Origin of the sequence: Thermobifida cellulosilytica TB100 (genome assembly GCF_001517975.1) — a bacterium.
Lineage (GTDB): Bacteria > Actinomycetota > Actinomycetes > Streptosporangiales > Streptosporangiaceae > Thermobifida > Thermobifida cellulosilytica.
Genome location: NZ_KQ950180.1, coordinates 1,139,060 through 1,152,168, shown reverse-complemented (window position 1 = coordinate 1,152,168; position 13,109 = coordinate 1,139,060). Strand labels below are relative to the sequence as shown.

The window sequence follows — 13,109 nt, the reverse complement described above, 5'->3', positions numbered from 1 at the left end:
CCGTATCCGGAGAGGTCCGTACGCGAAGGGGCCGACCGGCGGACGCGCCGTCCCGGACGGACGCGTCAGGCGGTTTTCCGCCGTCCCACCGGGCCGGTCCTTCGGATAATAGATGATATACGCAAAGTTATCCCGGTACTTTGCCCACTTGACGAAAAAATGGTCCTCCGGCCTCTTTCCAGAGTTCCCTGCCGGGCATAGAAAGGAAGTAGGCGACGGGAAGAACCTGTCGGACACGCCGACCGGGCACCCACGCATCACCGCCGAGAGCGGCCCGTCCAGACCAGGCCGACACCTGGCCGGACTAGTGATAATGCACGCATGTTAACCCGGTTTGACGTGGCGGGGCGACACTCCGGACATTTCCCGCACAGGGAAAGGTCGGAGGTCGCCCCCTCGCCGTGTGTGTCGGCTCTGCGCCCGCGGTCCGGCCCGGTTCAGGAGCGGCCGGAGGCGCGCCGGATGGCCTCGCAGGTGGCCAGGGAGTCGCGCGCGCCGTCCATGACCGCCTGGGCGCAGTGCACCACCCAGCCGGACACGCCCTCGGGGGTCCCCGTCAGGTAGCCGTGCAGCGCGCGCACGTACTCCGCGCGGCGCTGCTCGTGCCCCAACTGGGTGGGCACCAGCGAGTTGGGGTCCAGGCCCCGCTCCATCAGGGTCAGCCGCTCCGCCGCCCGCGCGACGATGCCGTCGCCCCAGCCGAAGGGGCGCAGCGCCAGCAGTTCGCCGTGCACCACCGCGCCGACCACCAGGGCGGGCGCGTCGGTCGGCGTGGCCAGCAGGGACGCCAGGGCCTCCAGCCGGACGGCGACCTCGGCCGCGCTCGGCGGCGCGCCGATCCCCAGCGGGTCGGACACCTCCTCCCCGGCGCGGCGGGGTCGCCCCAGGGCCTCGGGCGCGACCGCGTCGGCCGCGGCCAGCACGTGCAGCCGGGCCAGGACCTGGCGGGGCGCCTTGGCCCAGGTCTCCACCAGCAGCCCCAGCTCCCCGGAGACCCGCAGCGACCCCTTGACCCGGGGGTCCTCGCTCTCCCCCGAGCGCACCTGCTCCAGGGTGGCGTCGGCTCCTTCGAGCACGGCCGAGGCGCGCGCCCCGCGCAGGGCGGCCTCCATCGAGACGTCGCTGCCGCGGCGGCGCAGCACCCGTTGCCCGATCAACAGGTCGACGAGGCCGCGGGTCTCGTCGACGGCCCGGGCGACCTCGGGGAGTTCGGCGATCCGCATCAGGGGATCGGTCGGCACAGCGTTCACGTTACGAACCCTACGTCCGGGTAGTGGAGAGGGGCGCAACCGGGTGGCCTCCCGCGTCGGCGGCCGTGTTCCCCGCGGTGCCGGGACACGTGTGCGGACATGTCGGCGCCGCAGGGGCCGTCCCCGGGGAACTGTGGGAAGATTCCCAAGAAGTGTGTCCGACGGAAGGAGTCGCCTCGGTGTCCGAAACCAACACAGAGGGCCGGGAACCGGTGGACGTCGACGCTTCCGAGCGTTCGCTGGGGGAACTCACCTCCGAGGTGACCGGTCACCTCGGCCAGTTGGTGAGCCTGCAACTCGAACTCGCCCGGACGGAGCTCGCCGCGGACGCCCGCAGGGTCGCCCAGGGGACGGGGCTGTTCGTGGTCGCCGCGCTGGTCGCGCACCTCATCCTCGTCATGGGCTCCGTGACGCTCGCCCTCGTGCTGGTCGACCTCGTGGGGCTGCCCGGGTGGCTGGCCTTCCTGAGCGTCACCCTCTTCTACGTGCTCGTCGCGGTCCTCCTCGGCCTGTTCGGCTTCCTCTCCTACCGGAAGGTCCAGGGCATGCCGCGCACCAAGGAGACCTTCGACAGAACCAAGGCTGTGCTGCGCCGCGAGCCCGCCGCACAGCAGTGACCAGCCGCGTCAGCGGCGCTCCCGACGAGTCGGTGGTCCTGATCGACGGCCCGTGGACCCACCGGACGGTCAGCGCCGGCGGTACCCGGTTCCACGTGGTCGAGGCCGGAGCGGGGCCGCTGGTCCTGCTGCTGCACGGCTTCCCGCAGTTCTGGTGGGCCTGGGAACGGCAGCTCACCGCGCTGGCCGGGGCCGGTTACCGCGCGGTGGCGGTGGACCTGCGCGGCTACGGCGCCAGCGACAAGCCGCCGCGGGGGTACGACCTGTTGACGGCGGCCTCCGACATCGCCGGGCTGGTCCGGGTGCTGGGCGAGCCCGACGCGGCCGTGGTCGGCCACGGCACGGGCGGCCTGGCCGGGTGGACGATGAGCGTCTGCCACCCCCGGGCGGTGCGCAGGCTGGCGGTGCTGTCGGCGCCGCATCCGGTGCGCCTGGTCACCGCGCTGCGGACCAACTGGCACCAGGGGTGGGCCGTGCGGGACCTGCTCGGCTTCCAACTGCCGCTGCTGCCGGAGCGCCGCCTGGTGGCCGACGGCGCCGAGGCCGTGGCGCGCATGCTGCACCGCTGGTCGCGCCCTGGCTGGCCGGACGAGCGGACCGAGCGGAACTTCCGCGAGGCGTTCCGGATCCCCCTGGTGGCGCACTGCTCCCTGGAGTACTACCGGTGGCTCTTCCGGTCCCGGCTGCGCCCGGACGGCTATCGTTACCTGCGGCGTATGAGCGAGCCCAGCACCGTTCCCACGCTGTGCGTCCACGGCGCCGCGGACCCCCTCGTCCTGCCCTCGACGGTGCACGGACAGGAGCGGTACGTGCGCGCCCCCTACCGGCTGCGGCTCGTGGAGGAGGCCGGGCACTTCCCCCACCAGGAGTGCCCTGACCAGGTGACCGCACTGCTCGTGGAGTGGCTTTCCGATGACGAACCAGGCACGTGAGGACCGGGACCGCGCGGCCGACGGCCGGGCGCAGAACCAGCGGCCCCGGGACCGCTACGGGCGTCCGCTGCCGTACGGGGCCGTGGGCGTGCCCCGGATCCCGGACGACGCGGTGTTCACCCCCGCCGAAGGGCTGGCCGAGGCCCAGCGGCTGCTGGAGCAGGGGTACGCCTTCCACGCCCACGAGGTGCTGGAGGCGGTGTGGAAGTCGGCGGAGGGGCCCGAACGGGAGCTGTGGCGCGGGCTGGCCCAGGTGGCCGTGGGGTTCACGCACGCCCAGCGCGGCAACGCCGTGGGCGCGGCCCGGCTGCTGCGCCGGGGAGCGGACCGGGTGGCCGGGTACGGCGCCGACGCCCCGCACGGGGTGGACGCCCCCGGGGTCGCCGCGTACGCGCGGGCGGCTGCGGAGCGGGTCGAGAGCGGGGAGGCGGACCGGATCGACCCGGCCGGGCTCCGGCTCACCCGCGGGTCTGCTGTGTAGCCAGTCACATCGCCCGGGAAACGCCGCGCGCGGGGCGCGGTTCTGATTGCCTTGACGGTGGCCGGTCGTCTGACGGCCGCCGTCTTTTGTGACGCACGTTCCTTATGCGTCTTTTATCACCTTTCTCCGCATTTGCGAAAAAAGTGCGAAAAGCGAAATAAATCCTCCTTCAGGCGAGAGTGTCGCTTTTTCTGGGTCGCCATCGGGTTGCAGCTTCCGGGGTTTTCTGGGAAAGCGTCTTTGGGCCCTCACATTTTCGGGTAACGATGCGTAGACTCCCGGCACATCGACCGTTAACCCGGCGGAAACGATAGGGATTTTCTCGACCATGGAGGCACCGGCAAGACCCCGCCTGACGAGTTCCCGGGCGAACGGTCCGGGCCGCCCCGGACGGCGGTACGGGAACGCATGCGGGGCCCTGCCCGTCTGGAGGAGGACGGATTGACCGGGCTCAACCTCGCCGCGGAGAGCGGCGCAGGACTCGCTCTGCACGGCATGGACTTCACACTGGTCGTCGTGGTCCTGGCGGTGGCGCTGCTCGCGCTCGCCGTCGCGGGGGCGCTGGTACGCGAGGTGCTCGCCGCCGACCAGGGCACGGAACGGATGCAGAACATCGCCAGGGCTGTCCAGGAGGGTGCGGCGGCCTACCTCAAACGCCAGTTCCGCACCCTGGCCGTCTTCGTCGTTGTCATTCCCCTGCTGCTCCTGCTGCTCCCGGCGGACTCGGAGGCGGTCCGGTGGGGGCGTTCGATCTTCTTCGCGGTGGGCGCGCTCTTCTCCGCGGTGACCGGTTTCCTGGGCATGTGGCTCGCCGTGCGCGGCAACGTCCGGGTGGCCGCGGCCGCGCGCGCGGGAGAGGAGCGCTCCGCCATGCGGATCGCCTTCCGCACCGGCGGCGTGGCCGGCATGTTCACCGTGGGCCTGGGGCTGCTCGGTGCGGCCGTCGTGGTCCTGCTCTACCGTTCGGACGCCCCGCTGGTGCTGGAGGGCTTCGGCTTCGGCGCGGCCCTGCTGGCGATGTTCATGCGGGTCGGCGGCGGCATCTTCACCAAGGCCGCCGACGTCGGCGCCGACCTGGTGGGCAAGGTCGAACAGCACATCCCCGAGGACGACCCCCGCAACGCGGCGACCATCGCCGACAACGTGGGCGACAACGTCGGCGACTGCGCCGGAATGGCCGCGGACCTGTTCGAGTCCTACGCGGTGGTCCTCGTCGCCTCCCTCGTCCTGGGCCGGGTCGCCTTCGGCGTCGAAGGACTGGTCTTCCCGCTGCTGGTGCCGATGATCGGCGTCATCACCGCGATCATCGGCATCTTCGTGGTGGCGCCCCGCGCCCGCGACGCCAACGCCATGGCGGCGATCAACCGCGGCTTCTTCATCTCCGCGGTCATCTCCGCCGTCCTGGTGGTGGGCGCGGCCCTGCTCTACCTGCCCGCCTCCTTCGCCGACCTGGAGGGCGTCTCCCCGGAGATCGCCGCCGTGGACGGCGACCCGCGGATCGTCGCGATCGGCGCGGTCCTCATCGGCCTGCTGCTCGCCGCCGCGATCCAGTTGCTCACCGGCTACTTCACCGAGACCACCCGCCGCCCGGTCCGCGAGATCGGGGAGAGCTCCCGGACCGGACCGGCCACCGTGGTGCTCTCCGGCATCTCCGTGGGCCTGGAGTCGGCCGTCTACTCCGCGCTGCTCATCGCCGGAGCCGTCTACGCGGCCTTCCTGCTCGGCGCGGGCAACGTCACCGTCAGCCTGTTCGCGGTGGCGCTGGCCGGAACCGGGCTGCTCACCACCGTCGGGGTGATCGTGGCCATGGACACCTTCGGCCCGGTCGCGGACAACGCCCAGGGCATCGCCGAGATGTCCGGGGACGTGGAGGGCTCCGGAGCCGACGTGCTGACCAGCCTCGACGCGGTCGGCAACACCACCAAGGCGATCACCAAGGGCATCGCGATCGCGACCGCGGTGCTCGCCGCCACCGCGCTGTTCGGCGCGTTCCGCACCGCGGTCGAGGCCGAACTGGGCGCCGCGGAGTTCAGCCTCTCCGTCGACCGGCCCGACGTCCTCGTCGGCGTGATCGTCGGCGCGGCCGTGGTGTTCCTGTTCTCCGGACTGGCCATCATGGCGGTGGGCCGCGCCGCCGGCCGCGTCGTCTACGAGGTCCGCGAGCAGTTCCGGAGCCGTCCCGGCATCATGGACGGCACCGAGAAGCCCGAGTACGGCCGGGTCGTCGACATCTGCACCCGCGACTCGCTGCGGGAGCTCGTCATCCCCGGACTGCTCGCGGTGCTCACCCCCATCGCGGTCGGCTTCGCCCTCGGCTACGCCCCGCTGGGCGCGTCCCTGGGCGGCGCCATCGCCGCCGGGGCGCTCATGGCGGTGTTCCTCGCCAACTCCGGCGGGGCCTGGGACAACGCCAAGAAGCTCGTCGAGGAGGGCCACCACGGCGGCAAGGGGTCGGAGGCGCACGAGGCCACCGTCATCGGCGACACGGTCGGCGACCCCTTCAAGGACACCGCCGGCCCGGCCATCAACCCGCTGCTCAAGGTGATGAACCTGGTCGCCCTGCTGATCGCGCCCAGCGTGGTCATCTACGCCGACAACCTCGCGCTGCGGATCGGGGTGACCGCCGTCGCGGTGGTCGTCCTCGTCGGCGCCATCACGTGGGGCAAGCGGCGCGGCACGGACGGCCTCGCCGAGGACACGGCCGGACAGCGGACGGAGACGCCGGACCCGGCGCTCTCCGCCCAGACCGGAGCCGACGGCGCGGACCCGGCCCCGGTGGGCCAGGGAGGGGCCACCCCGTCCCAGGAGTGACCGTCGGCCGACGACCCGTCGCGCCGGGAAGCACGCGGCTCCCCTTCCCGGCGCGACGCCCCCGCGGGGCGGCAACCTGGAGCCGAACTGGGAACGGCCCCCACCACGTGGCAGACTGACCGCATGACCGGTATGAAGGGGCTCGCCGTCCTCGTCGGTGTGATGGTGGCGTTCATCGCCCTGCTGGCCGTGGTGGCAACGGTGGTCGCGTCATGAACCGCCGGTTGATCGTGCTGCGCCACGCCCAGGCAGAGCACTCCGCTTCGCTGCCCGACATCGAACGCCCGCTCACCGGAGAGGGGCGCGGACAGGCCCGGGCGGTGGGCGCGCTGCTGGCGCGCGAGAGGCTGCTGCCCGACCGTGTCCTCTGCTCCACCGCGAAGCGCACCCGCCAGACCTGGGAGCTGGTCGCGCAGGAGCTGCCCTGCACCCCCGAGGTCGACTTCGAGGCGCAGTTGTACACCGCCGACCTGGACACCGCACTGCACCTGGTCTCCCTGGTCGACCCGGACGTGCGCACGCTGCTCCTGGTCGGCCACAACCCGACGGTGGCGCAGCTCGCCGCGGCGTTCGACACCGACTCCGGCTACCTGTCCTTCCCCCCGGCCACGGCGGCCCTGGTCGACCTGGAGGTCGAGTGGCTCTACGCCGCCCCGGGGACGGGAAGGCTCAGACTGCTCAACTGAGCGCGGCGGCCCGCACCGCGTACCCGGACGGCGCGGGCGCCGGGATCACTGCGGGAGGCCGACGCGGTCGGCGGCCTCCACCTCCTCGCGGGAGATGCCCAGCAGGAAGAGCACGGTGTCGAGGTAGGGCACGTTCACCGAGGTGTCGGCGTGGGCGCGCACCACCGGTTTGGCGTTGAACGCCACGCCCAGCCCGGCCGCCTGGAGCATGTCGAGGTCGTTGGCGCCGTCGCCGATCGCCACGGTCTGGCTGAGCGGCACCCCCGCCTCCGCGGCGAACCGCTTGAGCGCCTCGGCCTTGCCCCTGCGGTCGATGATCGGCCCCACCACCTCGCCGGTGAGCTTGCCGTCGACGATCTCCAGGACGTTGGCCGCCGAGTAGTCGATGTCGAGCTCTTCCACCAGGTAGTCGGTGAGCTGGGTGAACCCGCCGCTGACGATCGCGCACTCGTAGCCGAGCCGCTTGAGGGTGCGGATCAGGGTGCGCGCTCCGGGGGTGAGCACCATCTTCTCGCGCACCTGTTCCAGCACGCTCGCGTCCAGGCCCTTCAGCAGGGCGACCCGGCGGCGCAGGGACTCCTCGAAGTCCAGCTCGCCGCGCATGGCCTCCTCGGTGACCCGGGCGACCTCGTCGCCGCAGCCCGCGTACTGGGCCAGCAGTTCGATGACCTCGCACTGGATGAGGGTGGAGTCGACGTCCATCACCACGAGGTGCTTGGAGCGCCGGTGCAGTCCGCTGGGCTGCACGGCCACGTCGACCGACTGGGTGACGGCCTCCAGGGCCAGGTCGGCGCGGAGCTGCTCCATGTCGGCCCCGGCCAGGGACAGCGACAGCGCGGTCACCGGATAGTTCGCCAGCCGTTCGATGCGGTCGATGTTGGCTCCCGCCCGTGCCACGCAGGAGGCGATCGCCCCGACGGCGCCCGGACGCAGCGGAGCGCCCATGATCGTGACGTCGAGCCGGTTCCCGTCGGGCCGGACCCGTTCGCCGTCGCCCGAGAAGTCGACGACCATGTCCAGGTCGACGGCGAGCTTGGAGACGGCCGAGCGGATCTCCTCGAACAGCCGCTCACGGCGGACGCCGGGAGCGACCCGCTCGTCGACCGCCAGCAGGGCGCCCAGCAGCAGGCGCCCGCCGATGACGACCTGCTCCAGGTCGGCGATGGTGACGGGGAAGACCGACAGGGTGCTCAGCAGCCGAGCACTGATGCCTGGGCGGTCCCTGCCGGTAACCGTCACCAGAAGCGTTTCGGGCACGGAATTCGCAGAAGTCATGACGGCTCTACGGTACTCTGCCGGGCCGCCGGGCACGGACCCGGGCACCGGACGCCCCCCGACCGCTCACTCCCTGTTCACCGGGGGGAAGCCGCCGTCAGTCGGCTGCGGTGTGTCCCATGTCACGGTGTGCCGGGGTCAGCGGTGGCCGCTGCTTCTTGGGCGCCTTGGTCCGCACGTCGATGCCGCCCATCAGGCAGGTGCCGGTGATCCGGATCGTGGGGGCGTTCGGGTCGGTGGCGCTCTCCACCTTGCTCAGGTCGATCCCGCCCATGAAGGCGTTGGCCCGGCTGGTCACCCGGACACCGGGCGGCACCGTGATCGACAGGCCGCCGAACACCACCGCGCACTGGACGACGACCTCGCGCTGCGCCAGCACCGCCTCGCGCAGGTCGAGGTCCACCCCGCCGAACAGCACGGACACGCTCGTGTGCGGTTCGACCAGCCAGCGTCCGCCGCGTTCGACCCCGCCGAACACCGCGGAGATCGTCTCCCGTCCCTGCCCCTCGGCCGCCAGTCGGCGGGCCTCCTCGGTGGAGACCGACATGCCCACCGGGCCGCCGGCGACCACGGACGACGTACCGGCCGGGGGGAGGTCGCGGGTGACCTCGGCCAGTTCGCCGAGGGTCTTGGCCCGGTACACCCGGTCCAGCCGTTCGTCCAGCTCGTCCGGGTCGAGACGGCCCTCGGCGTGCGCCTCGCGGATGCGCGCGGCGCTGTGCTCCCGGTCTGCGTCAGAGGCGCGGAGGCGGTCCGGCTCCATGGTGGCGTTCCTCGATTCTTGGTGTGGGGGATTCCGGTGCGGGGTCAACGGGACCAGGGGAACTTCTTCTCTCCGGGGGCGCGGGTCCGGGCGGAGACGGAGCTGAAGATCACCGTGCCCGTCAGGCGGACGGTGGGCGCGTCGGGGGAGACCGCCGAGTCGAGCTTCTTGAGGTCGACCCCGCCGAAGATCGGCGTCGTCCGGTTGACGACCCGCACTCCGGGCGGGAGCGTGAGCTTCAGGTCGCCGAAGACCAGCCCGCACTGGACGACGACCTCGCGCTGGGACAGCACCGCCTCGCGCAGGTCCAGCGAGATCGAGCCGAACAGCGTGGAGGCGTTGGTGCGCGGCTCCACCAGCCAGCGTCCGCTGCGCTCGGCCGAGGCGAACACCGCGACGATGTTCTCCGCTCCCTCGGAGGAGGGGCGGAGGTCCTCGGCGAGGGCGGCCGCCGGGACGACGCCCAGGTCGGAGGTGAGCGGCGCCAGCTCCCCCAGCGTCTTGGCCGCGTAGAGGGCGTCGAGCCGCTCGGCGTGCTCCTCCGGGGTCAGGCGGCCGTCGGCCAGGGCCTCGGTGAGGACCGCGGCGACGCGGTCGCGGTCGGCGTCGGAGGCGCGCATCTGGGCGGGCCCGACAGGCTGCGCAGGATTCACGGCGTTTCCCATGGTCACGATTATTCTTCCCGGAGCCTCGGGACGAATCGGGAGGAGACCCTGAAGTGTCCCGGAGTTTCCTCACCGGCGACCCTGAGGCCCTTCCCCCGGCGCCTCCAGGACGGCGCAGTAGGCGGCGACCCGGGCGCGGCGCACCGCCCGGTCCAGCAGGCGCAGCGCGGCGCGGCGGGACTCCTCCTGCGCCCCGCCCGGCTCCGGGGCGACCGCGTCGTCGGCCAGGCGCACCACGACGGCCAGCCGGTCGGCCAGGGCGGCCACGCGGTGCGCCCGCTGCGGGTATCCGGGGGCCAGGCCCGTGGTGGGCGGCCGTTCCGGGTCGCGCAGCGCGGTCAGCGCCTGCTGCACCTCGGGCCCCCACGACCGTGCGTCGTCGACCTGGCCGAACAGCGCGGCCGACTCCCGGATCGCGGCGTTGAGGCCGTCCTCGGCCTCCGCCAGCGGGATCGGCTCGGGGCGGGCGTCGACGGCCGGGTACGGCCGCCAGGCCACCCCGCGGTAGGAGGAGCCGCGCAGGTCGGGGCGGGGCACCAGGCCGATCCGCCGGTCGGCCAGCCGGATCAGCACCGCCTCCCGGGCCGCGACGGCGGCGGCCTCCAGCTCCTGGCCGCCGGTCAGGCCGAGCGGGTCGCCCGGCGCCGGCAGGCAGAGCCGGAACTCCGACAGCCCCAGGCCGCGCAGCCGGGCCAGCGCGCTGCGCAGCGGCACGCCCGGCTCGAAGGGGAGCCCGGGGGCGATCGCCGTGTCGGTCAGGTGCGGCCCGGTGTGCCGTTCCACCGCCTCCACGGTGTCGTCGAGCCCCACCCGGCCCGCCAGCCAGGCGTTCCCCCAGGCCACCAGAGCAGCCGAGGACAGTTCTGCACGCACCGGTCCAGCCTAGAGCGGTCGGCGCGGCGGATCCCGACACCGGAGGGGAATCGGGCGTTGACGGTGCTTGGGCGTCCAGTATGTTCGCACTCGGGCGTCATGAAGGAGAGCTATGAACGGGCACGTGCTGCACATGAGCGGCGTCGGGGTACGCCGCGGCCGGACCGAGCTGCTGGACGGGGTGGACTGGACCGTCGAGGAGGGTGAGCGCTGGGTGGTCGTGGGCCCCAACGGAGCGGGCAAGACCACCCTGCTGCGGATCGCCGCCACCCAGCTCTACCCCAGCCGGGGCACGGTGCACGTGCTGGGCGAGCGGCTGGGCGGGGGAGACGTGTTCGAACTGCGCCCGCTGATCGGCTTCGCCTCCTCCGCGGTCGCCGCCCAGATCGAGGAGGACATGGTCGTCCGGGACCTGGTGGTCAGCGCCGCCTACGGCTACCTGGGCAGCGGCCGTGAGGAGTACGGCACGCCCGACCACGCGCGGGCCCGCGCGCTGCTGGGCCGGTGGGGGGTGCTGCGGCTGGAGGACCGCGCGTTCGGCACCCTCTCGGAGGGCGAGCGCAAGCGGGTGCTGATCGCCCGCGCCCTGATGGCCGACCCGGAGCTGCTGCTGCTGGACGAGCCCGCCGCAGGACTCGACCTGGGCGGCCGGGAGGACCTGGTGCGCCGGCTCGGCGCTCTGGCCCAGGACGACGCCGCGCCCGCGATGGTGGTCGTCACCCACCACGTGGAGGAGATCCCCCCGGGCTTCACCCACGGCCTGCTGCTGAGCGGCGGGCGCGTCGTGGCCGCGGGGCCGCTGGAGCAGGTGATGACCGCGCAGCACCTCAGCCGCACCTTCGGCATCGAGCTGAAGGTGGAGCGCGACGGGGAGCGCTGGACCGCCCAGGCGGCCTGACCGCGTCCGACGCTGCGGCACTCCCCGGTCCCCGCCGCCGGATCGGCGGTTCATAGACTGCACGGGATTCGGAGGAGCAGGAACACCGGTTCGGGGGCGTGCTGCATGAACACGTGGGAGGCGCTTGCCGTCCTGCTGGCAGGGGCCGGGGCGGGAGCCATCAACACGCTGGTCGGCTCGGGCACACTGTTCACCTTTCCGGTGCTGCTGGCCTGCGGCGTTCCCCCGGTGACGGCCGCGATCTCCAACAGCATCGGCCTGACCCCGGGGGCCGTGGCCGGGGTGGTCGGCTACCGCAGGGAGCTCGCCGGGCAGCGCTCCCGGGTGCTGCGCCTGGGCGCGATGTCCCTGCTGGGCGCGCTCACCGGGGCCACCCTGCTGCTCAACCTGCCCGAGAAGGTGTTCACCTCGGTCGCGCCGGTCCTCATCCTGCTGGCCTGCCTGCTCATCGTCTTCCAGCCGCGGATCAACGCGTGGACGCGCGAGCGGCGGGCCGCCCGTCCCAACGGCGGGCCGCTGCTGCGCCTCGGGGTCTACGGTGCGGGGGTGTACGGGGGGTACTTCACCGCGGCGCAGGGCGTCATCCTGATCAGCCTGCTCGGCAGCTCGCTCGACGACGACATGCAGCGCCTCAACGCGCTGAAGAACGTGCTGGCCTCGATCGTCAATGCCTCCGTGGCCGTGTACTACCTCGTCTTCGCCCAGCCGAACTGGATCGCGGCGGCCCTGATCGCCACCGGTTCGGTGGTCGGCGGCTACCTGGGGGCGCGCTTCGGGCGCAGACTCAAGCCGACCGGGCTGCGGATCCTGGTCGTGCTCATCGGCCTCACCGCGGCGGTCCAACTGGTGCTGCGGTGAGGCCGGGCGGGGGTCAGCTCCGGCTGAGATAGCCGCGCCGCTCGGCGTCGTCGACCAGCGCCATCGCGTAGGCGCCCAGCGTCTCCGAGCCCTCGGCGATGAGTTTCACGTTCTTCAGCACGTCGTTCTTGGAGATCTTGAACTGCTGCCACATGGCGCCCTCGGTGTGCCAGTTGGCGAGCAGCGGGGAGAGGCGGTCGATGGCCTTGGCGAAGCGCGCCTCGGGGGTTCTTCGCTCCTCGAACTCGTCCCACAGCTTGCGCGCCCAGGCGGTCTGGTCCTCGGGCAGCAGCGCGAAGATGCGGTCCGCCGCGGCGCGCTCCCGCTCCGCCTGGGTGCGGACGGCGGCGGAGTCGTAGACGAACGTGTCCCCGGCGTCGATCTCCACGATGTCGTGCAACAGCAGCATGTTCACCACGCGCTCGATGTCGGTGCCCTCGGGGGCGTACTCGGCGAACACCCGGGCGAGCACGGTCACGTGCCAGGAGTGCTCGGCGGAGTTCTCCCGGCGGGCTCCGTCGACGAGCAGGGAACGGCGCAGGACGCGCTTGAGTTTGTCGACCTCCAGTGCGAACCGGAGTTGGGAAGTGAGCCGTTCATGATCGATTCCGCTGGTGAACACCGGCGCCGGCTCGGTCACGTGAGTCGCCCTCCTAGAACTTGTCGCACGCGAGCCCCACGGGGGGACGCTCGGTGGGCGAGCGTCCAGCGGGGAGAGTAGCCGCAGAGTGGGGGACAACAGGTGATTATTCATCACGGTCGGAGGACCGACGGGGGACGCCCGTCCCCCACCGGGCCGGGCACGGAGGACGCACCGGCGGGAGGACCGCCCGGGGAGAGGGCGGAGCGGAGCGGGCCTCGGCGGCGGCCGGACGGGGACGCACACCGCCGAGCAGGGCGGGGGAGTCGGGGAGCGGCGCCGTCGGCGGGCGGCCGTGCCGGCCGCCGCGCCGGGAGCGGGACGACGGCGCAGGAGGCGCGGGCCAAAGCGCTGGGTGCC

13 protein-coding genes are annotated in these 13,109 nt (G+C 72.7%); 7 read left to right on the top strand and 6 right to left on the bottom strand.

What is annotated here, in order from left to right; translation table 11 throughout:
* Positions 1 to 437 precede the first annotated feature (437 nt).
* Positions 438 to 1,223 carry a Fic family protein gene (locus tag AC529_RS05000; RefSeq protein ID WP_068754548.1) on the bottom strand — a complete coding sequence of 262 codons (786 nt, stop codon included), beginning with the start codon at positions 1,221 to 1,223 and terminating at the stop codon, positions 438 to 440.
* Positions 1,224 to 1,429: 206 nt separating this feature from the next.
* Here AC529_RS05000 and AC529_RS04995 point away from each other — a divergent pair, with 206 nt between their 5' ends.
* From AC529_RS04995 to AC529_RS04975, 5 genes are all read left to right on the top strand, one after another.
* Positions 1,430 to 1,867 carry a phage holin family protein gene (locus AC529_RS04995; RefSeq protein WP_232306574.1) on the top strand — a complete coding sequence of 146 codons (438 nt, stop codon included), beginning with the start codon at positions 1,430 to 1,432 and terminating at the stop codon, positions 1,865 to 1,867.
* A complete protein-coding gene (locus AC529_RS04990) occupies positions 1,864 to 2,799 on the top strand; it encodes an alpha/beta fold hydrolase (protein ID WP_068753902.1) in 936 nt (311 codons plus the stop codon). The genes AC529_RS04995 and AC529_RS04990 overlap by 4 nt, the downstream gene beginning before the upstream one ends.
* Positions 2,780 to 3,280, top strand: a complete 501-nt coding sequence (locus tag AC529_RS04985; RefSeq protein WP_068753900.1) for a DUF309 domain-containing protein — start codon at positions 2,780 to 2,782, stop codon at positions 3,278 to 3,280. The genes AC529_RS04990 and AC529_RS04985 overlap by 20 nt, the downstream gene beginning before the upstream one ends.
* Positions 3,281 to 3,775: 495 nt before the next feature.
* Positions 3,776 to 6,091 carry a sodium-translocating pyrophosphatase gene (locus tag AC529_RS04980; protein ID WP_157080087.1) on the top strand — a complete coding sequence of 772 codons (2,316 nt, stop codon included), beginning with the start codon at positions 3,776 to 3,778 and terminating at the stop codon, positions 6,089 to 6,091.
* A gap of 212 nt (positions 6,092 to 6,303) precedes the next feature.
* On the top strand, positions 6,304 to 6,777 hold the full coding sequence (locus AC529_RS04975) for a SixA phosphatase family protein (protein ID WP_068753896.1): 474 nt from the start codon (positions 6,304 to 6,306) through the stop codon (positions 6,775 to 6,777).
* Between the two features lie 45 nt (positions 6,778 to 6,822).
* Here AC529_RS04975 and serB read toward each other — a convergent pair whose 3' ends face one another.
* The 4 genes from serB to AC529_RS04955 all read right to left on the bottom strand — a co-directional run bounded on the left by serB (position 6,823) and on the right by AC529_RS04955 (position 10,353).
* Entirely contained in the window at positions 6,823 to 8,052 is a 1,230-nt protein-coding gene (gene serB / locus AC529_RS04970) for a phosphoserine phosphatase SerB (RefSeq protein WP_068753894.1), read from the bottom strand.
* 97 nt (positions 8,053 to 8,149) lie between these two features.
* Entirely contained in the window at positions 8,150 to 8,815 is a 666-nt protein-coding gene (locus AC529_RS04965) for a DUF1707 SHOCT-like domain-containing protein (protein ID WP_068753893.1), read from the bottom strand.
* A gap of 44 nt (positions 8,816 to 8,859) precedes the next feature.
* Positions 8,860 to 9,480, bottom strand: coding sequence for a DUF1707 SHOCT-like domain-containing protein (locus AC529_RS04960; RefSeq protein WP_068754544.1), 621 nt, complete (start codon positions 9,478 to 9,480; stop codon positions 8,860 to 8,862).
* 69 nt (positions 9,481 to 9,549) lie between these two features.
* On the bottom strand, positions 9,550 to 10,353 hold the full coding sequence (locus AC529_RS04955; RefSeq protein ID WP_068753891.1) for a hypothetical protein: 804 nt from the start codon (positions 10,351 to 10,353) through the stop codon (positions 9,550 to 9,552).
* 112 nt (positions 10,354 to 10,465) lie between these two features.
* Here AC529_RS04955 and AC529_RS04950 point away from each other — a divergent pair, with 112 nt between their 5' ends.
* Positions 10,466 to 11,251: an ABC transporter ATP-binding protein gene (locus AC529_RS04950; protein WP_068753889.1), complete on the top strand. Its 786-nt coding sequence runs from the start codon at positions 10,466 to 10,468 to the stop codon at positions 11,249 to 11,251.
* A 105-nt stretch (positions 11,252 to 11,356) separates the two neighbouring features.
* The gene (locus AC529_RS04945; RefSeq protein ID WP_068753887.1) at positions 11,357 to 12,109 is read left to right on the top strand and encodes a sulfite exporter TauE/SafE family protein; all 753 of its coding nucleotides are present in this window, start codon (positions 11,357 to 11,359) and stop codon (positions 12,107 to 12,109) included.
* A gap of 13 nt (positions 12,110 to 12,122) precedes the next feature.
* Here AC529_RS04945 and AC529_RS04940 read toward each other — a convergent pair whose 3' ends face one another.
* On the bottom strand, positions 12,123 to 12,749 hold the full coding sequence (locus AC529_RS04940; protein WP_068753885.1) for an HD domain-containing protein: 627 nt from the start codon (positions 12,747 to 12,749) through the stop codon (positions 12,123 to 12,125).
* Between the last annotated feature and the right edge of the window lie 360 nt (positions 12,750 to 13,109).